Origin of the sequence: Mucilaginibacter sp. (assembly GCF_039935595.1) — a bacterium.
Classification (GTDB): Bacteria; Bacteroidota; Bacteroidia; order Sphingobacteriales; family Sphingobacteriaceae; genus Mucilaginibacter.
The window spans coordinates 1-26,609 of record NZ_JBDTJZ010000149.1 but is presented as its reverse complement, the minus strand read 5'-3'; the positions used below and the strand labels follow the sequence as shown (position 1 = coordinate 26,609).

Annotated in this window: 23 protein-coding genes; 16 read left to right on the top strand and 7 right to left on the bottom strand. The window is 41.7% G+C overall.

The genetic code is table 11. The annotated features are described in order from the left end of the window. Positions 1–683, top strand: a 683-nt coding sequence (locus tag ABI367_RS10030; RefSeq protein WP_462231833.1) for an aminoacyl--tRNA ligase-related protein, incomplete at its 5' end; no start/stop codon positions are given. Here ABI367_RS10030 and ABI367_RS10025 read toward each other — a convergent pair. Beyond that, complete coding sequence (locus ABI367_RS10025; RefSeq protein ID WP_462231831.1) at positions 680–1,084, bottom strand: hypothetical protein; 405 nt, start codon at positions 1,082–1,084, stop codon at positions 680–682. The two genes, ABI367_RS10030 and ABI367_RS10025, sit on opposite strands and share 4 nt — an antisense overlap. A gap of 104 nt (positions 1,085–1,188) precedes the next feature. On the opposite strand from ABI367_RS10025, the gene ABI367_RS10020 reads away from it, so the two are divergent. The 5 genes from ABI367_RS10020 (at position 1,189) to ABI367_RS10000 (ending at position 5,013) form a co-directional block, all read left to right on the top strand. Beyond that, positions 1,189–1,524 (top strand): tRNA-binding protein, encoded by a 336-nt coding sequence (locus ABI367_RS10020; RefSeq protein WP_462231829.1) that lies wholly within the window; start codon positions 1,189–1,191, stop codon positions 1,522–1,524. Continuing rightward, a complete protein-coding gene (locus ABI367_RS10015; protein ID WP_462231827.1) occupies positions 1,524–1,991 on the top strand; it encodes a nucleoside deaminase in 468 nt (155 codons plus the stop codon). The genes ABI367_RS10020 and ABI367_RS10015 overlap by 1 nt, the downstream gene beginning before the upstream one ends. 96 nt (positions 1,992–2,087) lie before the next feature. Beyond that, on the top strand, positions 2,088–2,696 hold the full coding sequence (locus tag ABI367_RS10010; protein ID WP_462231825.1) for a superoxide dismutase: 609 nt from the start codon (positions 2,088–2,090) through the stop codon (positions 2,694–2,696). Positions 2,697–3,001: 305 nt separating this feature from the next. Beyond that, positions 3,002–3,997 (top strand): quinone oxidoreductase family protein, encoded by a 996-nt coding sequence (locus tag ABI367_RS10005; RefSeq protein ID WP_462231823.1) that lies wholly within the window; start codon positions 3,002–3,004, stop codon positions 3,995–3,997. Positions 3,998–3,999: 2 nt separating this feature from the next. Further along, positions 4,000–5,013, top strand: coding sequence for a 2Fe-2S iron-sulfur cluster-binding protein (locus ABI367_RS10000; protein ID WP_462231821.1), 1,014 nt, complete (start codon positions 4,000–4,002; stop codon positions 5,011–5,013). A gap of 71 nt (positions 5,014–5,084) precedes the next feature. Here ABI367_RS10000 and ABI367_RS09995 read toward each other — a convergent pair whose 3' ends face one another. Together ABI367_RS09995 and ABI367_RS09990 are read right to left on the bottom strand one after the other, a co-directional pair. After that, positions 5,085–5,615 carry a hypothetical protein gene (locus ABI367_RS09995; protein ID WP_462231819.1) on the bottom strand — a complete coding sequence of 177 codons (531 nt, stop codon included), beginning with the start codon at positions 5,613–5,615 and terminating at the stop codon, positions 5,085–5,087. Positions 5,616–5,688: 73 nt separating this feature from the next. Next, the gene (locus ABI367_RS09990; RefSeq protein WP_462231817.1) at positions 5,689–6,210 is read right to left on the bottom strand and encodes a YfiT family bacillithiol transferase; all 522 of its coding nucleotides are present in this window, start codon (positions 6,208–6,210) and stop codon (positions 5,689–5,691) included. Between the two features lie 63 nt (positions 6,211–6,273). Between ABI367_RS09990 and ABI367_RS09985 the strand changes: the two genes are divergently transcribed. After that, positions 6,274–7,641, top strand: coding sequence for an FAD-dependent oxidoreductase (locus tag ABI367_RS09985; protein WP_462231816.1), 1,368 nt, complete (start codon positions 6,274–6,276; stop codon positions 7,639–7,641). On the opposite strand, the gene ABI367_RS09980 is transcribed toward ABI367_RS09985, so the two are convergent. Further along, a complete protein-coding gene (locus ABI367_RS09980; protein ID WP_462231814.1) occupies positions 7,634–7,948 on the bottom strand; it encodes a Dabb family protein in 315 nt (104 codons plus the stop codon). The two genes, ABI367_RS09985 and ABI367_RS09980, sit on opposite strands and share 8 nt — an antisense overlap. 144 nt (positions 7,949–8,092) lie before the next feature. On the opposite strand from ABI367_RS09980, the gene ABI367_RS09975 reads away from it, so the two are divergent. From ABI367_RS09975 to odhB, 4 genes are all read left to right on the top strand, one after another. Beyond that, complete coding sequence (locus ABI367_RS09975) at positions 8,093–11,932, top strand: carboxypeptidase-like regulatory domain-containing protein (RefSeq protein ID WP_462231812.1); 3,840 nt, start codon at positions 8,093–8,095, stop codon at positions 11,930–11,932. Between the two features lie 133 nt (positions 11,933–12,065). Beyond that, positions 12,066–13,400: a DASH family cryptochrome gene (locus tag ABI367_RS09970; RefSeq protein ID WP_462231810.1), complete on the top strand. Its 1,335-nt coding sequence runs from the start codon at positions 12,066–12,068 to the stop codon at positions 13,398–13,400. A 174-nt stretch (positions 13,401–13,574) separates the two neighbouring features. After that, positions 13,575–16,376, top strand: a complete 2,802-nt coding sequence (locus ABI367_RS09965; RefSeq protein WP_462231808.1) for a 2-oxoglutarate dehydrogenase E1 component — start codon at positions 13,575–13,577, stop codon at positions 16,374–16,376. Positions 16,377–16,480: 104 nt separating this feature from the next. Further along, positions 16,481–17,707 carry a 2-oxoglutarate dehydrogenase complex dihydrolipoyllysine-residue succinyltransferase gene (gene odhB / locus ABI367_RS09960; RefSeq protein ID WP_462231806.1) on the top strand — a complete coding sequence of 409 codons (1,227 nt, stop codon included), beginning with the start codon at positions 16,481–16,483 and terminating at the stop codon, positions 17,705–17,707. A 225-nt stretch (positions 17,708–17,932) separates the two neighbouring features. Here odhB and ABI367_RS09955 read toward each other — a convergent pair whose 3' ends face one another. Then, positions 17,933–18,400: a DinB family protein gene (locus tag ABI367_RS09955; RefSeq protein ID WP_462231804.1), complete on the bottom strand. Its 468-nt coding sequence runs from the start codon at positions 18,398–18,400 to the stop codon at positions 17,933–17,935. A 126-nt stretch (positions 18,401–18,526) separates the two neighbouring features. On the opposite strand from ABI367_RS09955, the gene ABI367_RS09950 reads away from it, so the two are divergent. Next, entirely contained in the window at positions 18,527–20,251 is a 1,725-nt protein-coding gene (locus tag ABI367_RS09950) for an ArnT family glycosyltransferase (protein ID WP_462231802.1), read from the top strand. Positions 20,252–20,255: 4 nt separating this feature from the next. Beyond that, positions 20,256–21,275, top strand: coding sequence for a hypothetical protein (locus tag ABI367_RS09945; protein WP_462231800.1), 1,020 nt, complete (start codon positions 20,256–20,258; stop codon positions 21,273–21,275). Positions 21,276–21,343: 68 nt separating this feature from the next. On the opposite strand, the gene ABI367_RS09940 is transcribed toward ABI367_RS09945, so the two are convergent. Beyond that, positions 21,344–23,008 carry a M1 family metallopeptidase gene (locus ABI367_RS09940; protein WP_462231799.1) on the bottom strand — a complete coding sequence of 555 codons (1,665 nt, stop codon included), beginning with the start codon at positions 23,006–23,008 and terminating at the stop codon, positions 21,344–21,346. Between the two features lie 135 nt (positions 23,009–23,143). Here ABI367_RS09940 and lpdA point away from each other — a divergent pair, with 135 nt between their 5' ends. Further along, a complete protein-coding gene (lpdA, locus tag ABI367_RS09935; protein WP_462231797.1) occupies positions 23,144–24,547 on the top strand; it encodes a dihydrolipoyl dehydrogenase in 1,404 nt (467 codons plus the stop codon). A 128-nt stretch (positions 24,548–24,675) separates the two neighbouring features. Here lpdA and ABI367_RS09930 read toward each other — a convergent pair whose 3' ends face one another. Continuing rightward, positions 24,676–25,821 (bottom strand): M28 family metallopeptidase, encoded by a 1,146-nt coding sequence (locus ABI367_RS09930; protein WP_462231795.1) that lies wholly within the window; start codon positions 25,819–25,821, stop codon positions 24,676–24,678. 33 nt (positions 25,822–25,854) lie between these two features. Here ABI367_RS09930 and ABI367_RS09925 point away from each other — a divergent pair, with 33 nt between their 5' ends. Together ABI367_RS09925 and ABI367_RS09920 are read left to right on the top strand one after the other, a co-directional pair. Next, positions 25,855–26,286 (top strand): sterol desaturase family protein, encoded by a 432-nt coding sequence (locus tag ABI367_RS09925; protein WP_462231793.1) that lies wholly within the window; start codon positions 25,855–25,857, stop codon positions 26,284–26,286. Between the two features lie 80 nt (positions 26,287–26,366). Further along, positions 26,367–26,609 (top strand): hypothetical protein (locus tag ABI367_RS09920; RefSeq protein ID WP_462231791.1); only part of this gene is annotated, 243 nt, incomplete at its 3' end.

The following is a 26,609-nucleotide window of genomic DNA, read 5'->3' as shown; positions in this document are numbered from 1 at the left end:
TGCTGCCGCTAATGGTTAATGAAGCATCAGGTTTTGGTACCGGTCAGCTGCCGGATAAAGAGGGGCAGATGTATCATGTAACGGTGGATAATTTATATTTAATACCCACTGCAGAAGTACCTATTACCAACCTGTACCGCGATGTAATTTTAAAGGCTGATGAACTGCCGGTAAAAAATTGCGGACATACACAATGCTTCCGTCGCGAGGCCGGGTCATATGGTGCACACGTACGCGGGTTGAACCGTTTGCACCAGTTTGATAAAATAGAAGTGGTGCAAATAGCACACCCCGATAATTCATACGAAATATTGGAGCAAATGAGTCTGCATGTGCAAGGCTTGCTGCAAAAATTAGGCTTGCCGTATCGTGTATTACGTTTATGCGGTGGCGATATGGGCTTTACATCAGCACTAACTTATGACATGGAAACCTGGAGCGCGGCACAGCAACGCTGGCTGGAGGTATCATCTGTATCCAATTTCGAGACTTTTCAAAGCAACCGCCTAAAATTGCGTTTTCGCAATGCAGAGGGTAAAACGCAACTGGCACATACACTAAATGGCAGCGCTTTAGCCTTGCCGCGTATTGTGGCTACGTTGTTAGAAAATAATCAGACTGATAAAGGAATTAAAATACCAGCAGTATTGGTGCCTTACACTAAGTTTGAGTGGATAGATTAATGTATAAAACGCAACGCTAATTTACCTACAGAAAAGCTTTTTAAAACTCCGGTCAAGGTTTTTTCCGGCGTAGCCACAGGTTGTTGTTGCTCCGGCGCATAAATAAATTGTTGCACCCCCAGGGCTTTTAACAGGCCATCAACCCGGGTATGTGGTTTTGATTTATAGCAGGATATTTTGATCCCCCTGTAAAACGGGTTGGACATTAAGCGGCGTAATATTTTTTCCATATCGTTACCCAGAAAATCATGGTCCAGTATTATACCATCGGGTTTATGTTCATGTATCGCGGGAAAAATTCGGTTAATACAATTAACACGAACTGGATTTTTTTTAACCTCTACTATAATACTCGAGTTGTTATCGGCAACAATAAGTATTGATTTTAGTTTAATTGGCATCTTACAACTAATTGTGATATTGCTTTATACGCAAGTTAAATCAGGATGTTACAATAATTATTGTTTTATTTAACACTTTAAAAACAGCTTGCTACCTTTACCCTATGCAAACCATAACCTGGACAGATTTTGAAAAAGTTGAGCTACGCGCAGGCACCATTTTAGAAGTGGCCGACTTCGCCGAAGCACGCAAGCCAGCCTATAAACTCAAGGTGGATTTTGGCGAATTTGGGATAAAATGGTCAAGCGCGCAAATTACCAGGCACTTTACTAAACAGGAGTTACCCGGCAGGCAGATAGTGGGGGTTATTAACTTCCCCAAAAAGCAGATAGCCAATTTTATGTCGGAGTTTTTGGTTACCGGCTTTGCTGATGAGTATGGCGACATCGTTTTAACCAGTATAGATAAACCTGTGCCAAATGGCAGTAAATTAATATAATGAGATACGTTACGTTTGGCGATGAGCCGGCTATATCGCCGGATGATTTTTTTATGAAGGAGGCACTAAAAGAGGCCCGCCTGGCTTTGGCTGAGGATGAGATACCTATTGGGGCCATTGTGGTTTGTAACGGACAGATAATAGGCCGCGGGCATAACCTTACCGAACGGTTAAACGATGTATCTGCCCATGCCGAAATGCAGGCGCTTACGGCAGCCGCTAATTATATGGGCGGTAAATATTTAAAAGATTGCACCTTGTATGTAACCCTGGAGCCTTGCGTAATGTGCGCAGGTGCATCATACTGGTTCCAGCTAAGTAAAATAGTTTTTGGTGCTTATGATACGCAACGCGGTTTTGGCCGCATCGGTCAAAAAATAATTCACCCCAAAACAATAGTAACGGGCGGAATATTTGAAAATGAATGCTCTGAAATGATAAAAGAGTTTTTTAAGACGAAGCGATAACCAACAAACTAACAAAAACTTGACATTAATTTAGAACAATAAGCGTTTTCAACCCTTATATTTGTTTACGATTTTTAAACTTCAACAACAATAATTATGGCATTTACACTACCGGCGTTACCTTACGCTACCGATGCGTTAGAACCGCATATTGATAAGCTTACTATGGAAATACACCATGGCAAACATCACCAGGCTTATGTAACCAACTTAAATAAGGCGCTTGAAGGCAAGCCAGAGGCTGATAGCAGCATTGACGATATTATTAAACACATTTCAAAATTCCCGGCTGGGGTGCGTAACAATGGCGGTGGTCATTATAACCACAGCCTGTTTTGGACTTTATTGTCTCCAAACGGTGGCGGCGAGCCAACAGGCGCGTTAGCTGATGCTATTAAAAGCACTTTCGGTTCATTTGCTGATTTGAAAACCAAAGTATCTGAAGCTGGTGCTACCCGTTTTGGCTCAGGCTGGGCATGGTTAATTGTAACTGCCGATAAAAAACTGGCGGTAACATCAACCCCTAACCAGGATAACCCTTTAATGGATATTGCCGAAGTAAAAGGCACACCAATTTTAGGTATTGATGTTTGGGAACATGCTTACTACTTAAAATATCAAAATCGTCGCCCGGATTATCTGGCGGCTATTTGGAACGTGATTAACTGGAACCACGTAGCGGAGTTATATAGCAAAGCTATCTAATTTCGGATTTAAAAGACTTATTTATTTGAAGACTTACGAAGTTTCTAAAACTTCGTAAGTCTTTTTTTTTATTGCTGATCAGCAAAAGCCATCAGGCAAAAAGAACGATTTTGACAGTAAAAAAACATGGTTAACACTTTTTGCATGATGTAAGTAATTAAATATCTCATTATCAAATACTTAATTAAAAAAATTAACAAAAATGTGTTAACTTGTGTTAACCCTGTTTTATAGTAAAAACCTTAATACCGATTTGCCGGTTAATAATATAAATCCGAAATTGACCATCCGATATCCGAAATCAAATGAAAGCCCTTGTATTAGAAGCTAAAGACCAACCACTTGCCTGGAAAGAAGTGGAGAAACCAACTTTGCAACCCGGGGAGGCATTAGTGAAAATTAAAGCTGCCGCCCTTAACCGCCGCGATTATTGGATAACCATTGGCAGATACGCCGGCATTAAATACCCTACCATATTAGGGTCGGATGGGGCAGGCCTTGTTGCCGAAGTGGGAAGTGATGCTGATAAAGATTGGCTGAATAAAGAAGTTATTATCAATCCCTCAAATAACTGGGGCGATCATCCCGAATTTCAGGGTAAGGACTTTACCATATTAGGTTTGCCCCAGGATGGTACCTTCGCTGAATATGTAAAGATCAAAGCCGAATACCTACACCCCAAACCCACGCATTTAACCTGGGAACAGGCCGCCGCGCTGCCATTGGCGGGATTGACCGCCTACCGCGCCTTATTTACCAAAGCCAAACTGCATAAAGGTGATAAGGTATTAATAATAGGTGTAGGCAGCGGCACAGGCACCTTTGCCTTGCAATGGGCCAAAGCCGCAGGCTGCCAGGTGTTCGTAACATCAGGCACGGGCGAAAAAATTGAAATGGCCAAAAAATTGGGCGCCGCAGCAGGTGTAAGTTATAAAGCGCAGGATTGGGTACAGCAATTACAACAACTGGCCGGTGGTTTTGATGTTATTATTGACAGTGCCATTGGTCCTGAATTTGATAAGGTACTTGATTTGGCTAACCCCGGCGCACGCATAGTTAGTTTTGGCGCTACCGCCGGAGAATCACCCGCATTGCCGTTCCGCAAAATATTTTGGAAACAGTTGCAAATTTTAGGCACTACCATGGGCACTAAGACCGATTTTGAGGCTATGCTCAACTTGCTGAACACCCATCAGATAGTGCCGGTTATAGATGAAGTGTTCCCGATGCAAGATGCTAATAGGGCCATTAAAATAATGGGCGAGTCATCACAATTTGGTAAACTGGTGTTACAAGTCTGAGTATGCCACAGGTAAAGGTTGAAAACATAAAATGGGAAGCGGCCGACACCGCTACTTTTTATTTAGCGCCTCCGCCGGGTAAAAAAATAAATTATATTGCCGGGCAGTTTATAACCCTGGTTTTTACCCATCATGCCGAGGAGATACGCCGTTCTTACTCGCTTAGTTCATCGCCTGATGAGGATTTGTTATCCATTACCGTTAAGCGTATTGCCAATGGTGAAATATCCAGGTTCATGCTTACTAAAGTTAAACCCGGTGATTTGCTGAACATTATTGAGCCATCGGGCAGGTTTACTATTGACGCTTTTGACGAGCCAAAAGACATTTTCCTTTTCGCCGGAGGGAGCGGGATAACACCCATCTTTTCGCAGCTAAAATATATATTGAATTGCCCGGGCAAAAGCAGACTTATACTAATTTATAGTAACCAGAATACCGATTCAATATTGTTTAAAACCGAACTGGATAAACTGGCCCGGCAGCATCCCGACAGGCTTAATATTATCTACCTGTTAAGCAGCGAAGGCAACCGCCTCAGCAATATTATTGTGGAGCAAATGGTACGAGGGTATGCCGGGTTTGAACTTTCGCGTGCCGAATTTTATTTATGCGGGCCCTTTGCTTACATGCGCATGATACGGCTCACCCTATTGTATATGGGTTTTGAAACCCGGCAGATACGTAAGGAAAATTTTGTATTAGAAACCGTGGCCATTAGCGGCCCACCAACCCACTATCCTCCTCAAAAAATTAAGATACATTTTAACGGCGAAACGCACGATTTAATAGTTGGCGAAAACCAGTCTATATTACAGGCCGCGCTTCAAAATAATATACCCCTGCCTTATAGCTGCAAGGCGGGTATTTGCTCTGCCTGCTCGGCAAAATGTGTAAGCGGAAAAGTAGCCATGTCTGTAAACGATGTATTGACTGATATCGATATGGCCCAGGGCTGGATACTAACCTGCACCGGCCACCCGGTTACAGACGATGTGGTTATTGAATACTTGTAAAAGTTTTGTAGGTCATTTTATATTTCTTGTCATCCCATGCAAACATAGGATGACAAAACGGAATTCTTTGTTCAGTCAGACTGCTGTTTTTTTCGTTCAAGAAAATTAACGATGATTTTGCTGTCTGTAAACATAAAATACCCTATTAAAGTCTTTAAGAGATAAAGTACAACACGGCCGGTTTGAGGGTTTTTAAAAACACCGCTATATAAAGGTTGAACCTGAATATAAAGCAGAACTTCCTTAAAAAGCAGAGGGAAATTATCAATGAAAAGAAAAGCCCCGATAACTATTATCGCTATTTTTAAAATAGCAGTATGCGGAATATTTAATTCAAATCGCTCTTCTTCAAAATTATGATCAAGTTTAAGCTTATCAATTATATACTCAGTTTTAAAAAGGCAATACCGAATTACAATGATGTAAAAGATGGCAACCAAACAAAAAATGATTATACCCAGTAAAAGTGATTCTTGTTGATTCGGTGAGGTATATCCGAACGTTATCAAGCTAAACCATTGCGGGATGCTCATTATTGATACAAGAATGATATAAATAGCCAATAATCTTATTGCTATTAGCCAAAAGGATTTAGGTGTCATATATGTTTAATTAAAAACTAATTAAATATAGCGTTTTATTACTAATTACTAATTTCTAATCACTAATCTCCAGTCACTGATTAACTAAGTTAACAATATGCGCCAAATGGTGCTTGCCATGCCAGGCGTACAGGGCCAGGTTTCTTTTAAGGGTTATGGTAGCGCCGGTTTCGGGGTGAATAAAAGTACGATCCCAGTCGGCCTGGGTAAAATTATTAAACAGGGCCACTAAGCGCTCATGCACGCCCGCTACTATAAGCAATGATGGCTCAACAGGTAATTGTGAATCCGGTAATTTGGCCCACTCGTCCTGTTTATAAGCTTTTATAGTTGGCTGGTCCTCAGTTAGTGCCCATTTAAATCGTATAATGGAATTCATATGGCTATCGGCCACATGGTGCACTAATTGTCTTACGGTCCATCCGCCGGGGCGGTAGGGGGTATCTAACTGGGCATCGGTTAGGCCGGTTACGGCTTTGCGCAAGTTGGCCGGGAGTTCTTTAATGTCGTTTATCCAGCCTGTAATAGCTTCGGCTGTATATTCGGCAGGTACTTTAAATTTTCCGGTTGGGTACTTTAATTCTTCTTCGTTCATAATAATTTGTTTGTTGTGTAAGCTTTAGGCTAATTTAGCGTTTTGTTGTAATTGCCCCAACGTATGGTTAAAAAGTTACTTTTCGCTGTTTGTTTATTATATACATCCTTAACCTATGCCGAAACTATTAAAACGGATGTATTGGTAATTGGGGGCACGGCCAGCGGGGTTGCAGCGGCAATACAGAGTGCGCGGAGTAAGGTAAAAACATTACTTATTATGTCCAAGCAGGGGGTAGAAATGGAAATGTACGTAAATATTCCTGATGATATACTTGCCAAAATACCTACTAATAACATTATCCCTACTATTTTAAATACTAACCCTAATTTATCAGCAGGTATATGGGGTGAGTTTAGGGAAAGGGTAAAGGCATTTTATAAAACAACCCCGGGTTATGATACTACATATAATGCACCGATTAAATTTGAGGAGTATACAGGCGCAGCCATATTAAAAAGTATAGCAGACACGGTCAAAAATCTAACCATAAAAACAAATACATTGTTTACAGCTATAAAAAAAGATGGTACCGGATGGGAAGTAAGTATTACCGTAGATGGTAAAACAGACTTTATAAAAGCCAAAGTGGTTATTGATGCCACCTACAGGGGTGAGGCTATAAAAAAAGCCGGGTTAAATATTCCGCCTGCTTTTATAGGGTATAGCGATAACAAAGACGAACTTTACAGAACATCAATAGCTATATCTGATTATGGCCACGTGCAAAATCAGCATCGCGATGTTGGTTTTGAATTTGGCATAATACCAGGATATAGCATACCTATGAGGTATGCTGTTATCAGTGATGCTGATAATTTATTGGTTACTGAGAGAGCATTGCCCGATCCACACGGCGGACCTTATTTACCCATACAACTACGTATAGGCCAGGGTGTAGGCTGTATTGCGGCCTATTGCGCATTTTTTAAAACTACCACAAAGAATTTAAAACCACGTATCATTCAGCAGGAGCTACTTGATTTTAAAGGGATATTACTGCCGTTTGCAGATATAAGATCTGATGATAGGTACGTACGCGCCATACAGCAAATTGGCGCAACAGGTTTATTAAAAGGTGTGCAAAAAAACAATGAACTGCTGTTTATGCCCGATACCCCCGTTACCACCGCCGAAATAAAACCCGTACTAACGGAAATTTACAGCCGCGCTTTTTTATGGTTTGATAAGGAAAAACCCGGCGAAAAATTTACCGTAGGCAACACATTGTCGCTCATCAGCGAGTTTACGCTTACCGATCCGGAAACCTTACAGGTAGATCTTCAAAAAGACTGGCAGGATAAATATAAATTTACTTTAGCATTTGATAAGAGTCGCCCCATTACGCGGTTAGAATTTGCCGTGCTGGTCAATAAATTTTTAAACCCCTTCGCCCGCAAAATCGACCTGAAAGGCAATATGATCAATTAGGATCAACGCTATCCATCACCACTACTTTAGCAACCAACGGCTTTACATAGTTGGCCAAAAATTCGTGATGTATAGGGTCATCCTGGTAAACATCGTGCGCTTCCTTATTATCAAAAATAGTTAACAGCGAAGCGTGGTAGGTATTGTCAACCACCTCGCGCGGCGTATTGGCAGTTACACCAATATGAATTTGTTTTAAGCCCTTTATAGCCGCCAGCGTGTTTATGCCCTCTATTAATTTAGCCTGATCGGCCTCGTTTTTTAACCAAAAATATACCTGGTGTACAAATACGTTGTTAAGTTTCATTTTGAATTTATTTTTAATGGTAAGAATACAATTATTTCTTGAAAAAAATAATTACCTACAACATTAGTTATATTATAATGTATTTATATATTTGTTAAGCCACCTACCCTAAGTAGCATACTCTCAATTATAATTACCACTTTAATGAAACCTAATGGCCTGTTTATTTTAATGTTTTGTTTGTTTTTAGCTGTTTGCGTACAAGCGCAGGTAATTACAGGCCGCGTAGTTGATGCTGATAGCGGTAAGCCCATACCTAATGCAAGCGTTTATTTAAACGGTACATCAAAAGGCACAACATCCAACGGCGAAGGTAAATTTTCTTTAAGCACCGCCGAAAAAAACATCCCGTTAATTGTTAGCTGTGTAGGTTATCAATCGCAAACAATTGATAATTATAGCAATGGCAATTTAAACGTTGCGCTAAAGGTAAAGCCATTGGTATTACAAGAGGTGGTTATTGGCGGGATGAGTAGGGAAGAGCAATTAAAGATATTTCTTACCCAGTTTATCGGCTCAACCAATAAAAATTGTGTGATAAGCAATACCGAGGACATAAACTTTACCTATCATAAAAAAACAGGAACATTAGAGGCCGACGCAAGTCAGCCCTTGGTTATCTATAATAAAAAGCTGGGTTATAAGCTCACTTATTTTTTATCCTATTTTAAATACTCACCTGTTGAAATACGCTATGAGGGTAATTATTTTTTTAAAGAAGATACAGCCGGACTAACCCCAAATGATGTAAAAAAAATACATAAAGCACGAGACGCGGCTTATTTTGGCTCAAGGATGCACTTTATCAGAGCACTTTGGGCAAATAACCTCGAAAAAAATAATTATTTTATCTCTGATACCAGCTATAATTCTGCCCAAACAATAGCGGCCGGTATTAAGCGTTACGGTAAGGTTTATATGGACGATAAAAGAATACGAGAAAGGGATTTTTATAATTACCTGGTTAAAGCTTATAACGGCGAAAAATATATAGCACCCAAAAGGCCGTTAATTATAAAATATCGGGGTAATACATCCTATTTACAGATTGACACAAATTCAACACAAGTACTTATAGAAAACAATGGTTATTATAATCCTAATATAATATGGAGCGGTGTAATGGTGGGGCAACGTATCAATGCGATGTTGCCCTTTGAGTATATGCCGCCGGGGGTTGTTTTGACATTGCCGCCTATTGATGCGGCTTTGGCACAAAAAGCGGCACAGCCCGATACTTTAACTATCACTAACAAAAACCTGAAGAATTACATACGTGCCCTTACCGCCATTCATGAATACAAACCTATTGAAAAGCTGTACGTACAAACCGATAAACCCTACTATACCACTGGCGATACCCTGCGGTTTAAAGCCTATTTATTAAATGCCGATTACCTGACGCCGGCAGACCGGAGCGGGTTATTGTATGTTGAGTTGGATGATCAAACCGGCAAAGCCGCCAAACGTATTATGGTACCTGTAGAGAAAGGCCTGGCCTGGGGCGATATAGCTTTGGATGGCAAAGAGATTCCCGAAGGCAGTTATACCTTTAGGGCCTATACCAACTGGCAGCGCAATTTTGGGGAAGACTATGTATTTAAAAAGAACATCACCATAGCAGCCACCAGGGGCGATGCCCAGTTGATCAAAGCCGCCTTTGCCCAAAAAAATGGGAAGATAGAAAGCACGCTACAGTTTACCAGCCTGGACGGGCATGTACAGGCATTGAAAGATATGCAGCTGAAAGTAATGAACGGGCGGAAGAATGTATCCAAAGATAAAGTAATGACGGGGATAGACGGTACAGTAAGTGTGAGCTTTGCCATCCCCGAAGGAGCGAGTATAAAGGACCTGGCTGTCAAAGCAAAGGATATCAGCAAGGGCACAGCAGCAAGTACACAAGAACTGACCATCCCGGTAACCATAAACAGACCAGAGAACACCGATATCCAGTTTATGCCCGAGGGAGGGAACCTTATAGCCGGTATAACCAGCAAAGTAGGCGTAAAAGCCATAGCCGAGGATGGCAAGGGAGCGAATATAACAGGAACTATAACCGACAGCAAACAACAGGAAGTAGCCCAGTTTAAAACCAGCCATGCGGGTATGGGCAGTTTCACTTTTACACCCAAGGCGAACGAGACCTATACTGCCAAAATACCCAACAACACCAAAACCTACACTTTACCAACAATAAACCCAACAGGCACCACACTAAAACTAACCCAAACAGCAGACTCGATACAAATAACAGTAACAACCATTCCAACCTCTACAACAACTACAACCTCTCCAACCACCTACAACCTGATAGGCCAGTCGCGAGGCGTAGTATGCTATGCGCAAACCATCGATCTCAGCAACAACAGCCAGCAAATCAAAACAGCGGCAGCAAATCAATTCCCTACAGGAATAGCAAGGTTTACCTTGATAAACAGTAACCACGAACCCATTAACGAACGACAGGTGTTTATTAACCATCACGATGAACTAAATATCAGTATAGCTACCAATAAACCAAGTTATACTATCCGCGACAGCGTAGCCTTAGCCATCATGGTAAAAGATAAAGACGGCAAACCGGTGCAGGGCAACTTCTCATTAGCGGTAACTGATGACAGTCAGGTAAAGACAGACAGCCTGGCAACCAATCTCCTATCCAACCTGCTGCTAACTTCGGATTTGAAAGGCAATATCGAAAACCCTAACTATTATTTCATCGATCCAACAAAAAAACAAGCTGAACTGGACAACCTGCTATTAACCCAGGGTTGGGTTGGTTATAACTGGCAGGACGTGTTTTACCCTGATACCAAACCGATAGTTTTTCAGCCGGAAAAGGAGTTTACAGTTAATGGCACGGTGACCAATGCTTTTGGAGCGGCTATATATAAATCTAATGTAGCGCTCATCGCCGGTCACCCGTTAACTATTAGAGATACCATAACCAACAAAGAAGGTCAGTTTATTTTCAAAGGGCTGTTTCCGGTAGATACGGCCTTATTCAAGATACAGGCAAGAAATAAAAACGGCAAGGAGAACAATGTAAAAATTGAAATGAACGCAATAAAGCCACCTGAGTTTGGCTTAAGCGAGGTTACAAAACCGTGGTATATCAATGGTGATAGTATCACCATTAACAACTCAAAAACTAAAGTAGCGCAAATAAAAGCCATTGCCAATTATAACGGTGAGGGTAATATGCTTAAGGAAGTTGTTATTAATGCGAAGAAAGTGGTAAAAGGTTCAAAAAATCTGAATGGCCCGGGCGAGGCCGATTTAATACTGGACGAAAAGGATATGGAGAAAGCAGGTAAAATGAACATGGAAGATTTGTTGCTTCAAAAAATAACGGGATTTTTAGTTACACCCTGGCCTGCTTCTTCTAGGGCACCATTAAGATTAAGTTACACGCTTTACAATCGGGAAGTGCATATTGTAATTGATGGACTTGATCTGGACTATTTTTACGACCCGGGTATGGAAAGGCCTCCGCTTGATATGCAGCGTTATACTTATATGAGAGGTATTTTACAATATTTTTCGGCAGAAGATGTAGTTGGTATTGAGTTAATGAAACAACCAAAATACGCAACAAACTATAATATAGAATATTTAAAAAAACCTTTACTTAAAGAACCTGACCCTTATATTGAAATAACAACCCGTTCAAAACAGGGACAGTTTTATAAAGCCATACCCGGTACCTATTTATACAAAACCTTGCCTTTTACCTTACCCAAGCAATTTTACAGCCCAAAATATACGGTTAAAAGCAAAACTACTGCTATGGGTACAGATATGCGATCAACCCTGTATTGGGAGCCTAATGTGGTAACTGATAAGGCGGGCAAAGCTGTAGTTTCATTTTATACTGCTGATAAAAAAGCCGGGTATACTATAATAATGAATGGTGCGGATTTAAATGGAGGCCTGGGTTATAAAAGGCAGCAGCTAATAAATGTTACCGCGCTACAATAGGCTTTATGTTGGCTGTATTGCACAGCAAATGTTTAAACGATGTCAAATATTGATGATACACGTGCATAAACCATAAATAAATCGCAAATTTGTAGCCAGTCTAAATACTTAGCTCCTTCCCGGGTTTTCAGATATGAGCGAAAAAACAATTTTGGTGTGGTTTAGAAATGATTTACGTGTTCATGATAACGAAATACTGTTAGAAGCAACGCGTAAAGCCGATAAAGTACTGCCCGTTTATTGTTTCGACCCCTATTATTTTACTAAAAATACCTTTGGCGAACCCAAAACAGGAAGTTTCAGGGCCCGGTTTTTAATAGAGTCCGTAGGCAATTTACGCCATAATTTACGAGCGCTGGGCAGCGACCTCATCATCCGTATTGGCAACCCTGCCGAAATATTACCGCAACTTGCCGAAGAATATCAAATAAGCGAGGTGTACCATCATCGTGAGGTAGCATACGAAGAAACCGCTATATCCGAACAGGTAGAAACTGCCTTATGGAAGGTAAAACTCAACTTAAAACATTTTATTGGCCATACCTTATACCATAAAGAAGATCTGCCTTTCCCTATAAAAGATATACCTGACAGCTTCTCAACCTTCAAGAAAAAGGTAGAACGAGATAGCAGCGTCAGGCCATGCGTAGCTACACCTGAAGCTATAAATACCCCACCTATTACTGATGCGGGCCAACTGCCAACACTGCAACAACTGGGTTTGGATGAACCTGTTGACGACCTGCGTTCCAGTAATAAATTTAAAGGTGGCGAAACCGAGGTGTTATGTAAGTTAAACCAGTATTTTTCAAACACCAACTTTTTACAGCATACAAAAGCACATAAAGCAACGATGTATACTGATAATTCTTCAAAGTTATCGCCATGGCTAAGTGTGGGTTGCATATCCATGCGGCAGGTTTACTGGGAAGTTATTAAATATGAACAGGCCAGCAACACCCATCATGGCGATATATTGATACTGGAGTTATTATGGCGCGATTATTTTAGGTTCATGTTTAAAAAGCATGGGCAGAAATTTTATAAAGCCGAAGCTTTAAGCCAAAACACACTTACCGGGACGGCAGAGGATGAAGCTTTTGAAGCCTGGAAAACAGGTACTACAGGTATACCATTTATTGATGCCAGTATGCACCAGCTGAAAGCAACAGGTTATATAAACAATTACAGCCGCCAGATGGTTGCGTTATACCTGGTTCGCGATCTTAAAGTAAGCTGGACCCGCGGCGCTGCGTATTTTGAACAAAAACTCATCGACTATTCGCCCGCCAGCAACTGGGGCAACTGGGCATTTATAGCGGGCATGGCGCATGACCCTAAGGATAACCGGTATTTTAACATCAATAAAGCAGCGGATGATCTGGAAACCCAAAGCGATTTTATAAATACCTGGCTCCCTGTAGTAAACAGCGGTGGCGACAGTCTGCTCAGTTCGGCGGGGGTATAACAGCAAAATCATTAAGTTGCCGTCGTTATTAATGTTTTTCTGACATTTATAACATTTCAAACCAAAAATTTAGCCTTTTTACCAAGTTTCTATTAATATTTTACAAATTAAATTTAAAGTTTATAAGCGGTTATGCTTACTTTTGTACCGTTTTAACGATTGGTTTCTAAACACATGGATCGTCTCAATTATATTAACAGCGGAAACGCTGCCTTTATTGACTCTTTATACGAAGAATACAAGCAAAATCCTGAATCGGTTGATTTTGGCTGGCAGAAATTTTTTGAAGGTTTTGACTTTGGCCGGGGTGCAGAAGCACCTGCAGTAAGCGCCGAAACACCTGATCACTTTTTAAAGGAGATCAAAGTATTAAACATGATAGATGGTTACCGTAACCGGGGCCACTTATTTACTGATACTAACCCCGTACGCGAACGTCGCAAATATTATCCCGGTAAGGAGCTGGAAACCTTTGGTTTATCAGACGCCGACCTGGACACCGTGTTTAATTGTGGTGTTGAGATAGGTTTAGGTCCTGCCAAACTGCGTGATATTTTGCAGATGATAGAAGAAACCTATTGCGGTACTATCGGCGCGGAGTATAAATACATACGCAACCCCATAAAGGTAAAATGGTTTGAAGACCGGATGGAAAAAACCCGTAACAAGCCTTCGTTCAATATTGAAGAGAAAAAGTTAATGCTGAACAAGCTTAACCAGGCGGTTGTTTTTGAAAACTTTTTGGGTACCAAATTTTTGGGCCAGAAACGCTTTTCGTTAGAAGGTGCCGAGGCATTGATTCCTGCGCTTGATTCGGTTATACAAAAAGGTGCCGAACTGGGCCTTAAAGAATTTATCATTGGTATGGCGCACCGTGGCCGTTTAAACGTGCTGGCCAACATCATGGAGAAAACCTACAAAGAGATATTCTCGGAGTTTGAAGGAAAGAACTATGATATGGATTCGCATTTTGGCGGCGACGTTAAATATCACTTAGGTTTTTCAACCGATGTGGATACCAAAAGCGGTAACAAGGTTCACTTAAGCCTTTGTCCTAACCCGTCGCACCTGGAAGCTGTTGATCCGGTTGTTGAAGGGATAACCCGCTCAAAAATTGATTTTAAATATGAGGGCGATCATTCAAAGATAGCTCCTATACTGATACATGGTGATGCTTCAATAGCCGGGCAGGGTATTGTGTATGAAGTATTACAAATGGAAAAACTGGATGGCTACCGTACCGGCGGTACCATACACCTGGTTATTAATAACCAGATAGGTTTTACCACTAACTTTAAAGATGCGCGCTCAAGTACTTATTGTACCGATGTGGCCAAAACAGTGCTATCGCCGGTTTTTCATGTTAATGGCGACGATGTAGAGGCCCTGGTTTATGTAATAAACATGGCTATGGAGTATCGCCAAACGTTTCATGACGACGTATTTATAGATATATTATGTTACCGCCGTTATGGCCATAATGAGGCGGATGAGCCTAAGTTTACCCAGCCTGTATTATACAAAGCTATTGAGGCCCACCCTAACCCGCGCGAAATTTATCTGAAACAATTATTGGATGAAGGCAGCGTAAGTTTGGATGAAGCTAAAGCGATGGAAAAATCTTTCCGCGACCTTTTACAGGAACAACTGAACGAGGTTAAAGCGGAAGAACGCTTTACAGATAGCCTACCTATGTTTGCCGGCGCATGGCAGGGTTTACACCTGGCGTCAGAGGCAGACTTCTCGACCCCGGTTAATACCGCGGTTAAAGAGAAAGAATTGCTAAGTATTGGTAAAAGCTTAACACAGTTGCCAAAAGACAAAGAGTTTTTCAAGAAAATTGAAAAGTTGTTTGAGGATCGTGCAAAAATGGTTAACGATACTAAGATGTTTGACTGGGCAATGGGCGAGTTAATGGCCTACGGATCTTTATTAAAAGAAGGTCACCCGGTTCGTTTAAGTGGGGAGGATGTTAAACGCGGTACTTTTTCGCATCGCCACGCGGTATTAACGCTGGCCGATTCGGAAGAAGAATATACACCGCTTGATACTATTGAAACCGATGCCAAATTCAGCATTTATAATTCTTTACTTTCTGAGTATGGTGTTTTAGGTTTTGAATATGGTTATGCCTTAGCTAACCCTAACGCGTTAACTATTTGGGAAGCACAGTTTGGTGATTTTCTTAACGGCGCGCAAATTATAGTTGACCAATATATAGCCAGTGCCGAAACTAAATGGCAGCGTGGTAATGGTTTGGTTATGTTGTTGCCGCATGGTTATGAAGGCCAGGGTCCTGAGCACTCATCAGCACGTATTGAGCGCTTTATGGAGCTTTGTGCCGATAACAATATACAAGTGGCTAACTGTACAACACCGGCCAATTTCTTCCATGTGTTGCGCCGTCAATTGCACCGCGAGTTCCGTAAACCATTGGTGATATTTACACCAAAAAGTTTATTGCGTAACCCTAAATGCGTATCGCCGCTGGCCGACTTTACCAAAGGTAGTTTCCAGGAAGTGATAGACGACCAATATGCTGATGCTAAAAAAGTAAAACGTGTATTATTCTGCTCAGGCAAAATATATTACGATTTACTGGAGAAACAACAGGTTGATAACCGTAATGATGTAGCCGTTGTACGTTTAGAGCAATTATATCCAACCCCGGTACAGCAAATTGCTGATATTAAAGCTAAATACGGTAAAGCCACCGAGTTTGTTTGGGTACAGGAAGAACCTGAAAATATGGGTGCATGGCCTTATTTATGCCGCAAGTTCCGTACTGATGAGGTTTTAAAACTGGATGTAATATCACGTACCGAAAGCAGCAGTACCGCTACCGGTTATTCAAAACAGCATACCGCGCAGCAACTGCAAATTATAGGTAAAGCATTTGAAACATCTGTGGGCGAAACTTTAAAGCAAGTAATAAAAGAAACAACTAAAAAAATGGCTAACGCCGGTGCGGATTGATGTTGTAAGTTTGCCGTTATACGTTTTACGTAGTAAAAAGTATAATCAACCGTATAACGTACAACATAAAACGTATAACCATATAAACCTACAATAATTAAAGCATGAGTTTAGAGATCAAAGTTCCGCCGGTAGGCGAGTCAATTACCGAAGTAACCTTATCAAACTGGATCAAAAAAGATGGCGATACAGTTGCGATGGATGAGGCTATTGCCGAGCTGGAATCAGATAAAGCTACGTTTGAGCTTACTGCCGAAAAAGCAGGCGTATTAAGAACCATAGCTAAAGAAGGCGATGTATTGCCTATTGGCGCAGTAGTTTGCAGCATTGAAGAAGGCGGAGCCGCCCCTGCTGCTGCTCCAAAAGCCGAAGCTGCTGTTGCAGCCAAAGCCGAAGCTGCACCTGTTGCTGCTGCACCTGCCGAAAAAGGAGCTACTTATGCTGCGGGCACCCCATCGCCGGCGGCCGCTAAAATATTAGCCGAAAAAGGTATTGACGTTGCATTAGTAAATGGCAATGGTGTTGGTGGAAGAATAACAAAAGAGGATGCACAGAAAGCATCAGAGAGTCCGCAAAACACCAAAGCCCCTGCTGCTCCGGCACCTGCCGCTACACCAGTTGTAGCCGGCGAAAGAAGCGAGAAGCGCGAAAAAATGTCGTCGTTACGCAAAACAGTTGCCAAACGTTTGGTAGCTGTTAAAAACGAAACTGCCATGCTAACTACTTTTAACGAAGTAGATATGTCGCCCATTATGGAGCTGCGCGGTAAGTATAAAGATAAATTTAAAGAGAAACATGGCGTGGGCTTAGGCTTCATGTCGTTCTTCACCAAAGCGGTTACCGAGGCTTTAAAAGAATGGCCATCAGTAGGCGCACGTATTGAAGGCGAAGAAGTGGTATACAGTAATTTTGCTGATATATCTATAGCCGTATCGGCCCCTAAAGGGTTGGTGGTACCGGTTATCCGCAATGCCGATAGCATGAGCCTTGCCGAAATTGAAAAAGCTATTGTAGCTTTAGCAACGAAGGCACGCGACAACAAATTAACTATTGAAGAAATGACCGGCGGAACTTTTACCATCACCAATGGTGGTGTATTTGGCTCCATGCTATCAACCCCGATAATTAATGCGCCGCAATCGGCCATATTGGGTATGCACAATATTATTGAGCGCCCTGTTGCCGTAGCCGGCCAAGTGGTTATCCGCCCAATGATGTACCTGGCCCTGTCATACGATCACCGCATTGTTGACGGTCGTGAGTCAGTAAGCTTCCTGGTAAGGGTAAAACAATTACTGGAAGATCCTGCAAGGTTATTGTTAGGGGTATAGACCGCTGATTTAAGTGATTTTAAGATTACGCTGATAAAGAAAAGGGTTGAGCATTGCTCAACCCTTTTTGTTTAGTAGCTTTTGTCTTTCCGCGCGGCCCAAGCAGACTATAGCGAGCGAAGCAATCTCGTCGCCTAATGTCAATGCGATGAGATTGCTGCGCCCGCTCTTTTTATCGCACTTCCCGCCAGCGATGACGGTCAAATATGTTCCTCCTTTAGGGGGTTAGGGGGCTAATACCAATCTCTTCATCGCCATAATAGTCCCAACATGCATCCCTTCATGAAAAGGTAAAAACTGTAACACATCATCAATGCTCGTTAAATTTACACCGTAACGGGTTGTCCATGCGGTGTAATTAGCAAACAGGTTGCGGTTGTAATCAACAATCAATTGGTCAAGTGTTGAGGTATATAGTTCCTTTATTAGCCGCAATTGGTCCTCGCCTAAAAAATTATCAGGTTTACTGCCTCCGCCATAGGTATTCATAAAATCGGCGCTTACAACAGTTTCAACACCGGCGCGGCGGTAACACACCCCTTGTTGGGCAGCAATAATATGCCCCAGATTCCATATGATGTTATTATTAAAACCCGCAGGTATTTTATTAAGCTGTTCAATACTTAGGTCTTTAACTTGTTCCAAAATGCCCAGTCTGGGCATTTTTAATATTTCGATGGCTTTTTCTAACATAACTTTAAAATATGTGCTAAATTAATAATCTATGCATTAGTAATTATTCTAAATACTAATTAACGAGCTCCTGCGTTACGTAATCACCATTATTATTTACCTTTGCCCGCAACATATTACCTGTAAATGCCTTTATCGTCAGCCAAAAAAAATTCTTTATCTGATAAACCCGTTTGGTGGTTTTTACTATGCTGGACAATTTTTAACGCCGTACAATCTTATACTTTAGAGTTACATGCCGACGAGTCTTATTACTGGATGTACTCCAAATTTTTAGATTGGGGCTATTTTGACCACCCACCTATGGTTGCCGTTTTTATATGGCTGGGCGATCATGTTATGCATAATGAACTGGGTCTGCGCCTGGTTACGGTTTTAAGCAGTACCGCGGCTTTATACCTGCTGTGGCTCATTTTAAAAAAATACGCCGTGCAGGCAGTTCCATTTATTTTGGTGGTATCGGGCATTTTTATCATCCATATTTATGGCTTCACCACCACGCCCGATGCGCCGTTGTTTTTCTTTACGGTGCTGTTTTACTACCTCTACCAAAAATATATTGATGATGATAGCTGGTTGCTGGCACTATTGCTGGGTATTGTAGTTGCCTGCCTGCTTTATAGTAAATACCACGCGGTATTGCTAATATTCCTTACCCTGGCATCAAACATAAAGCTTTTAAAGCGCCCTACTTTTTGGGGTATTACTGTACTGGCATTAATATTATTTATACCTCATATTGTATGGCAGGTTCAGCATGGTTTTCCATCAATAACCTATCATTTATATGATCGTTCGGCATCCAAATACAACCCTGATAATACGGCATTATATATACCGGGTCAGCTATTAATGGCTGGGCCGGTTATTGGCTGGTTTTTATATTATGCCGCTTTTAAGGTAAAAATAAAAGATACTTTTATCCGCTGCCTTGTGGTAAACTGCGCCGGCGCATTTATATTCTTTTTATTATCAACTTTTAGGGGCGAGGCACAACCCCACTGGACCCTGATAGCATTTGCCCCCCTTGCCATGCTATCATTAATATATTTTACCCAACAAGGCAGCATACCCGGTTGGTTTTACCCGGCTGCCATAATTAACGTGATTTTAATTGTTATAGTCAGGATATGCATTATGTGCGACTTTCATTTTGTTACTGAGGTGGGGCAGATAAAAAGCTATTATGGATTTAAAGATTGGTCGCAGAAGGTAAAAGCCAAAGCAGGTGATGCGTATGTAATTATGAGTGATGGTTTTCAGGATCCCTCTAAATATAATTATTACACCAATTCCTTGCGGGCCTATTCGTACGACTCGCGTAACTATAGGCATACGCAATACGATATTTGGGATATTGAGGAGAAGTTTCAGCATAAGCGGGTTTATTTTTTGCAGGATGACCCCAACCCGGCCACTACAGATACTATTGTAAACCGCCATACCCATAATAAATGGTATGCCGAGTGGGTGGATAGCGTGCGCACCTACCAGAAAATTGATATTGAACCGGCGATTCAACGGTTAACTTTGACAAATGGGCAACAAAAAAATGTTGTTTTGACATTTATAAATCCATATAATTACACGGTTAATTTTACCAATACGGGCGCCGCACATCCGGTTGTTTTAGAGGCTTGTTTTTTTAAAGGCGAAGAAATGGCGTACGTCTTAAAAGCAGGCGATTTATTTAATAATATGGTTTTAAAACCCGGCGAGCGCCGGCAGTTTGTTTTTAATATAAAAACGCCGCCCTTAGCAAAAGGAAAATACGACCTGATGTTCTCTATACGCACCACGCCATTTTTTGGTGGTAAAAACAGCCGTATAATTAATACAACTATTCAATAACACAATGTTTAAAAAGATATACTTATTTATAGCCGTTTCCCTTTTTAGCGCTGCCGCAATGGCGCAGCAAAGTTTAGATGTTAATTTTAACGGGCTGGGGTTTTTAGATAACCGCGAGTACAAGGCGTTTATCCCACGGTCGCATACGTTTTCGGGCACACGCACTACGCTCGATTTTGGGTTGAATTTAGATAGCCTAAACCATTTTGTGGTTGGGGTAAACGCCCTACACGAGTTTGGCGCAAAACCTTTTTTTGGTCAGGCCGACCCGGTTGCTTATTATAAATACGAAAGTAAAAACTGGCTGTTTAATGCCGGTATGTTCCCGCGCGAAGGTGTGCTAAGCGATTACCCGCGCGCTTTATTAACGGATACCTTGCGTTATTACCGCCCCAATGTACAGGGGTTGCTGGCGCGATACCAAAACGAGCACTTTACCGAAACCGGCTGGATAGACTGGCTAAGCCGCCAAACCATTACCGAGCGCGAACAGTTTTTGTTCGGATTTTCGGGTAAATACAAACCCGCAGTTAACGGTCCGTTTTATATTTCGCATTATTTTTTGCTGATGCATGATGCCGGTGCCGAAGTGTTGTTGCCTAATGACCATATTAATGACAATGGGGGCGGACAAGTTAAACTCGGTTTAAATATAAAAAATACCGGACTTGATTCTTTATCCTTTGAGGCCGGCGGGATGTTCTCGTTAGAGCGCGAACGTGGTGTAGATGGTTTTAAAACGCCCAGAGGCTTTGTGGCCAATGTATATTTAAGCTACCACCGCATTGCTTTGTTTGACGAGTTTTACACCGGGCAGGGCAGCCATATTGTATACGGCGACTCCTACTACGAAAAATCAACCTATAACCGGTTGGATGTAATTTATACCCCGTTTTTGTTTAAACGTATCAAAGGCCAGTTCATAGCCAGTTTCCACTTCTCGCCGGGATATTTTAATGATAACCAGGAAGCCTTTAGGGTTACGTATGACTTGGGCAGGAAAGTGTTGAAGCGCTGGGACTAAGATTTTTAAGATGAGTGTGATTTTAGCATTTTGCATCCTGCCAATCCTAAAATCCTATAAATCATAGTCTAGTCTACCAACACCCCCACATAATAATTAAAGGTATCCACCTCTATATTATATTTAGTTATACCCTCAATACCTACAGGAGTAAACTGTGTGGCAGGACTAATAAATTTATATTCGCCGCCCTTTGCGCGTATTTTTACCGGCATGGCAAAGCCATCGGCATTAGCTATCCAGCGTGAATAAAGCTGCCCTTTAATCGTTGTAAATTCAAGCACGGGGATGGTTGTATAATGCAGGTACTGGTCAAAAACCGGCTGTAGTTTAATATGCGATTGATCAGCTATATAATCAACCACCTGATTATAAGTTACGGTTTGGTGGTAAAAGGTTTTATTAAGCCCGCGCAATATATCGCGCCATTTATCATCATCATTAATAATAGTGCGCACCATGTTTAAAATAACCGCGCCCTTGTTATACATATCCTGCGGACCATCCTGGTTTACGTTGTAAGGCGCTACAATGGGCAAGTCGTTTTTAATACCGGTGCGCAGTCCGTGTACATATTCCTGCCCCGCCTGTTTGCCATATTGGCTCTCTACATATAAAGATTCCGAATAGTCGGTAAATCCTTCATGTATCCATGAGTCGGCAATATCTTTGGAGGTTATATTATTGCCAAACCATTCGTGTCCGCTTTCGTGCACAATGATGTAATCCCATTTAAGTCCCCAACCCGTGCCTGATCGGTCGGTGCCTTTATAGCCATTTATATAGCCATTACCGTAAGATACAGCGCTTTGATGCTCCATGCCCAGGTACGGGGTTTCTACTAGTTTATAACCATCTTCATAAAAAGGGTAGGAGCCAAACCAATACTCAAAAGCTTTCAGCATAGGCGGTACGCCCTCGCCGAAGTGTATTTTGGCTTTTTCCAGGTTTTGAGGTAGCACCCAAAAATCGGTAGTTAACTTACCTTTTTCGCCATGGTATACATCGCCGAAATGTACATAGTCGGCAATGTTGGCAGCAACATCATAATTATTGATGGGGTTGGCCACAAACCAGTCAAAACGGGTATAACCGTTGTTTAACTTCGTAACCTTGCGTAACCTCCCGTTTGATACATCTTTTAAACCCTTAGGTACGCTAATACTGATGAGCATACTGTCAACCTCGTCGGCCTGGTGGTCCTTGGTGGGCCACCATATACTGGCGCCTATACCCTGGCAGGCCGTGGCTACAAATGGTTTGCCTAACGTGTCGGTACTGTACACTACGCCGCCATCCCACGGGGCATTTACGGCAACTGTAGGGTTGCCCGAGTAATAAACGGTAAACTCATCTTTACTGCCTTTTTTTATACTTTGTGGGAAGGTTACAAACACCGCGTTATACTGGCGTTTATAAGGGAGGGGTTTGCCTTTATATACTATCCTGCTAATCTTTAAATTGGCAAACAGGTCAAATTGAAGCTTATTAAAGTTGCGGGTGGCTGTAAATTTAAACAGGTTACTGCCGCTAATGAATTTATGGGCAATATCAAACTTAACATTTAAATGGTAATAGTTAATATCATAGCAGGTACGCAAAGGGGTAAGCATTCCACGCAGGGTATCGGCACGGGTAAATTTATATTTCGGGGTTAATAACTGCGCACTGCAATCAATCGCCAAAAAAATTAAAATCCCGAAAAACAGGGTAGATATTTTTGTTTTCTGCATCTAAAATCAAATATACGGCAATGCGTACATATCGCAAACCTAATAATAGGACACCAATACCATAAAAAAGTGACGTTTATAAGCTTTTTTAGGCTGATGAAATGTTTAACTTTACACACCAAATAATACACTACTATGCAATATGATGTTATCGTAATCGGTTCGGGCCCTGGCGGCTATGTAGCCGCTATACGTTGTGCCCAACTGGGTTTAAAAACCGCCTGTATTGAAAAATATGCTACCTACGGCGGTACTTGTTTAAATGTGGGTTGTATACCTTCAAAAGCGCTGCTTGACTCGTCCGAACATTATTATAATGCCGGCCATGCCTTTAAAACACATGGTATTGAGCTAAGCAACTTAAAGGTTGATTTTGGCCAGATGATAAAGCGTAAAGAGGACGTAGTGTTAAAAAACACCGGTGGCATTAGCTTTTTATTTAAAAAGAATAAGATAGATGGCTACCAGGGTATGGGGTCGTTTAAAGATAAAAACACCATTGTTATAACCAAGGCTGATGGTACTACCCAGGAGATAACCGGTAAGAACATCATTATTGCTACCGGTTCAAAACCATCAAGTCTGCCATTTATAAAAATTGATAAAAAACGCATTATTACCTCAACCGAGGCTTTAACCTTACCTGAAGTGCCTAAGCATTTAATATTAATAGGCGGCGGTGTTATTGGTTTGGAGTTGGGCTCGGTTTATGCCCGTTTAGGTGCCAAGGTATCGGTAATTGAGTTTATGGACGGCATTATCCCTACTATGGATAAAAGCCTGGGCAAGGAACTGCAAAAAGTATTGCAAAAACAAGGTATGGAGTTTTACCTGGGTCATAAAGTTACCGGCGCTACTGTAAAAGGCAAAGAGGTTACCGTAACTTTTGATAACCCTAAAGGCGAAAAACAGGAATTGAAAGGCGATTACTGCCTGGTAGCTGTTGGTCGTGTAGCTTATACTGATAGCTTAGGTTTAGATAAAATAGGTATTACTGTAGAAGAACGCGGACGTAAAATTACCGTTGACGAACACATGGAAACCAGCGTTAAAGGCGTATATGCCATAGGCGATGTTGTACGCGGCGCTATGCTGGCCCACAAGGCCGAGGATGAGGGTACTTTTGTTGCCGAAACCATTGTTGGCCAGAAACCGCATATTAATTATAACCTGATACCGGGCGTAGTATATACCTGGCCCGAAGTTGCAGCCGTTGGCCAAACCGAGGAGCAGCTGAAAGCCGCAGGCGTAAAATACAAAACAGGTTCGTTCCCGTTCCGCGCGAGCGGCAGGGCAGTAGCCAGCGGCGATATGGATGGCTTTGTTAAAGTATTAGCCGATGCAGCAACCGACGAAATATTGGGCGTACACATGATTGGTCCGCGCGCGGCAGATATGATAGCCGAGGCTGTAGTAGCTATGGAGTACCGTGCCAGTGCCGAAGATATTTCGCGCATGAGCCACGCGCACCCAACCTATACCGAAGCCATGCGCGAAGCTTGTTTAGCCGCTACGGATAACAGGCCGATACATATTTAGTTAGCAGTTATAAGTTTGCAGTAGGCAGACTGTAGAAGTTAATATCGAATAATGAATTTTGAATATCGAATAATGAAGCACTTACTTCTACATTCAATATTCAAAATTCGGTGTTCGATATTCAAAACCTATTTAATCAACCCTTCCGCAAATCCCACCAATAATTTAAACAGGCTATTATACCCATTTAATGGCAAAGTTTTGCTGATATCAAATACATCATGGTAGGCCTTTATGCCGCCCATGGTATACATATAAAATGCGGGTACGCCCAGTTGGGTAAACCAATAATGATCGCTGTTGGCAGCTTTGCCGCGCGAGCCTATTTTTACAAAATAATGGTTCTGGTTATTAAGTTGTTGCAGCAGGTTAAATTCTTTGGGGTGGATGGTAGCATTTACTACCATAACACCTTCTTCACCTGTGCCGTTAAGATCCAGGTTCACTAAAAAGCGGATATTGCTTAATGGCATTAGCGGATGTTCTGAAAAATATTTAGACCCCAGCAGACCCGGCTCCTCGCCCGAAAATGCGATGAAAACCATACTGTACCGCTGCGGGTGTGTCGCGAAATATTTAGCCAGACTTAACAACTGACTCACCCCGCTTGCATTATCATTAGCGCCGGGGAAATAGGTTTTATTGCCCATGCCACCCAAATGGTCGTAATGCGCGGTATATACCATGAACGAGTCGGGCTTTGTCGTACCACGCACCATACCGCAGATATTAGCGGTTTTAAAATTGGTGATCAGCCTGTTTTCAATATTTACCTTAATAGTTTTGGGCACACCCTTTATTGCTTTGGCATCAACCTGTATACCCGTATAATCGGCCACTCGCTGGTCAACCGACCAGGTCAATTTTTTTTCCAGCGATACTACGATGCGGTGTTCATCATCTACAAAATGGGTGCTGTCTTTTTGCGTTAAGGTACCTGAGGTTTTTACGCCGGTACTTTCGGGTGCTACAATAAAATCAGTTCCCGGTGTTAAAGTTTGGCCATTAACCGCCAACTCCATTGTGCCGGGAAAGATGTTTACGTTAAAGCTGAATTCCTGCTTGTAGTTGCTGCCGCTGATGGGCTGTAAGCCGTAGCTTTTAAATTGCGCCTCAATATATCCTGCTGCTTTGCCCACGCCATCCTTTGTATAACCGCGTCCCCAAAAATAGGGTGAGGTAAGTGTATCAACCACGCGGCGGGCAAACAATGAATCCTGTGCCTGTGTTAACAGGGCAGGTAATAAGAGCAGCAGGGTTAATTTAAGTTTCATAACTGTTGAGGCAAATTACTAAATTTCGGCAATATGGTTGTTTTGATCAATGTGGGTATAATTTTATTAACCCTTGCGGGGATGGAAGCCTTCTCGTGGGCTATCCATAAATACCTCTTTCATGGGCCGCTTTGGTTCATCCATAAAACACACCATCAGCAGCGGCATGGCAAACTGGAATTAAACGATGCGTTCAGCATCCTTTTCGCAACAATAGCGCTATACCTGATGTGGCTGGGGCATACAACTTTAGATTACCGCTTTTGGATAGGCGCCGGCATTAGCCTGTACGGCACTATCTATTTTATTTTTCACGATTGGTTTATCCATAACCGCTTTAAAGCTTTTAAAACCAATAATCGTTATTTATTAGGCATCCGCCGCGCGCATAAAATTCACCATAAATCAATGGATAAGAATTCTTCGGAAGAATTCGGCTTACTATTTACCAAACGTAAATTTTAAAATATTTTATGTAAAACATAAAATATTAGTTGTTTTATTTAAAATTATCCGTTTATTTGATTGATCAAAATCATTTAATAATGGAAATCAAAAGAAATTGGATACTAGTTATTACTAAGGTATTGATAGATATTGGGTTGTGTATTCTAATAATAGGCACATGCTTAACATTGTTTACGTTAACAAAAGGGGCTATTAACCGTCCATATACTCATTTATCAATTCCTGTGGAATTTAAAGTGCAAACCTTAGAGCGTTATTATCCTACTCATCATGTTAATGATGCTGATATTATTATGCAAGCCGTTGATGGAGTTGCTATA

What these genes read in the sequence shown, in the direction of transcription:
- ABI367_RS10025 (WP_462231831.1), bottom strand. Translation starts at nt 1,084, where the DNA reads ATGCCAATTAAACTAAAATCAATACTTATTGTTGCCGATAACAACTCG.
- ABI367_RS10020 (WP_462231829.1), top strand. Translation starts at nt 1,189, where the DNA reads ATGCAAACCATAACCTGGACAGATTTTGAAAAAGTTGAGCTACGCGCA.
- ABI367_RS10015 (WP_462231827.1), top strand. Translation starts at nt 1,524, where the DNA reads ATGAGATACGTTACGTTTGGCGATGAGCCGGCTATATCGCCGGATGAT.
- ABI367_RS10010 (WP_462231825.1), top strand. Translation starts at nt 2,088, where the DNA reads ATGGCATTTACACTACCGGCGTTACCTTACGCTACCGATGCGTTAGAA.
- ABI367_RS10005 (WP_462231823.1), top strand. Translation starts at nt 3,002, where the DNA reads ATGAAAGCCCTTGTATTAGAAGCTAAAGACCAACCACTTGCCTGGAAA.
- ABI367_RS10000 (WP_462231821.1), top strand. Translation starts at nt 4,000, where the DNA reads ATGCCACAGGTAAAGGTTGAAAACATAAAATGGGAAGCGGCCGACACC.
- ABI367_RS09995 (WP_462231819.1), bottom strand. Translation starts at nt 5,615, where the DNA reads ATGACACCTAAATCCTTTTGGCTAATAGCAATAAGATTATTGGCTATT.
- ABI367_RS09990 (WP_462231817.1), bottom strand. Translation starts at nt 6,210, where the DNA reads ATGAACGAAGAAGAATTAAAGTACCCAACCGGAAAATTTAAAGTACCT.
- ABI367_RS09985 (WP_462231816.1), top strand. Translation starts at nt 6,274, where the DNA reads ATGGTTAAAAAGTTACTTTTCGCTGTTTGTTTATTATATACATCCTTA.
- ABI367_RS09980 (WP_462231814.1), bottom strand. Translation starts at nt 7,948, where the DNA reads ATGAAACTTAACAACGTATTTGTACACCAGGTATATTTTTGGTTAAAA.
- ABI367_RS09975 (WP_462231812.1), top strand. Translation starts at nt 8,093, where the DNA reads ATGAAACCTAATGGCCTGTTTATTTTAATGTTTTGTTTGTTTTTAGCT.
- ABI367_RS09970 (WP_462231810.1), top strand. Translation starts at nt 12,066, where the DNA reads ATGAGCGAAAAAACAATTTTGGTGTGGTTTAGAAATGATTTACGTGTT.
- ABI367_RS09965 (WP_462231808.1), top strand. Translation starts at nt 13,575, where the DNA reads ATGGATCGTCTCAATTATATTAACAGCGGAAACGCTGCCTTTATTGAC.
- odhB (WP_462231806.1), top strand. Translation starts at nt 16,481, where the DNA reads ATGAGTTTAGAGATCAAAGTTCCGCCGGTAGGCGAGTCAATTACCGAA.
- ABI367_RS09955 (WP_462231804.1), bottom strand. Translation starts at nt 18,400, where the DNA reads ATGTTAGAAAAAGCCATCGAAATATTAAAAATGCCCAGACTGGGCATT.
- ABI367_RS09950 (WP_462231802.1), top strand. Translation starts at nt 18,527, where the DNA reads ATGCCTTTATCGTCAGCCAAAAAAAATTCTTTATCTGATAAACCCGTT.
- ABI367_RS09945 (WP_462231800.1), top strand. Translation starts at nt 20,256, where the DNA reads ATGTTTAAAAAGATATACTTATTTATAGCCGTTTCCCTTTTTAGCGCT.
- ABI367_RS09940 (WP_462231799.1), bottom strand. Translation starts at nt 23,008, where the DNA reads ATGCAGAAAACAAAAATATCTACCCTGTTTTTCGGGATTTTAATTTTT.
- lpdA (WP_462231797.1), top strand. Translation starts at nt 23,144, where the DNA reads ATGCAATATGATGTTATCGTAATCGGTTCGGGCCCTGGCGGCTATGTA.
- ABI367_RS09930 (WP_462231795.1), bottom strand. Translation starts at nt 25,821, where the DNA reads ATGAAACTTAAATTAACCCTGCTGCTCTTATTACCTGCCCTGTTAACA.
- ABI367_RS09925 (WP_462231793.1), top strand. Translation starts at nt 25,855, where the DNA reads ATGGTTGTTTTGATCAATGTGGGTATAATTTTATTAACCCTTGCGGGG.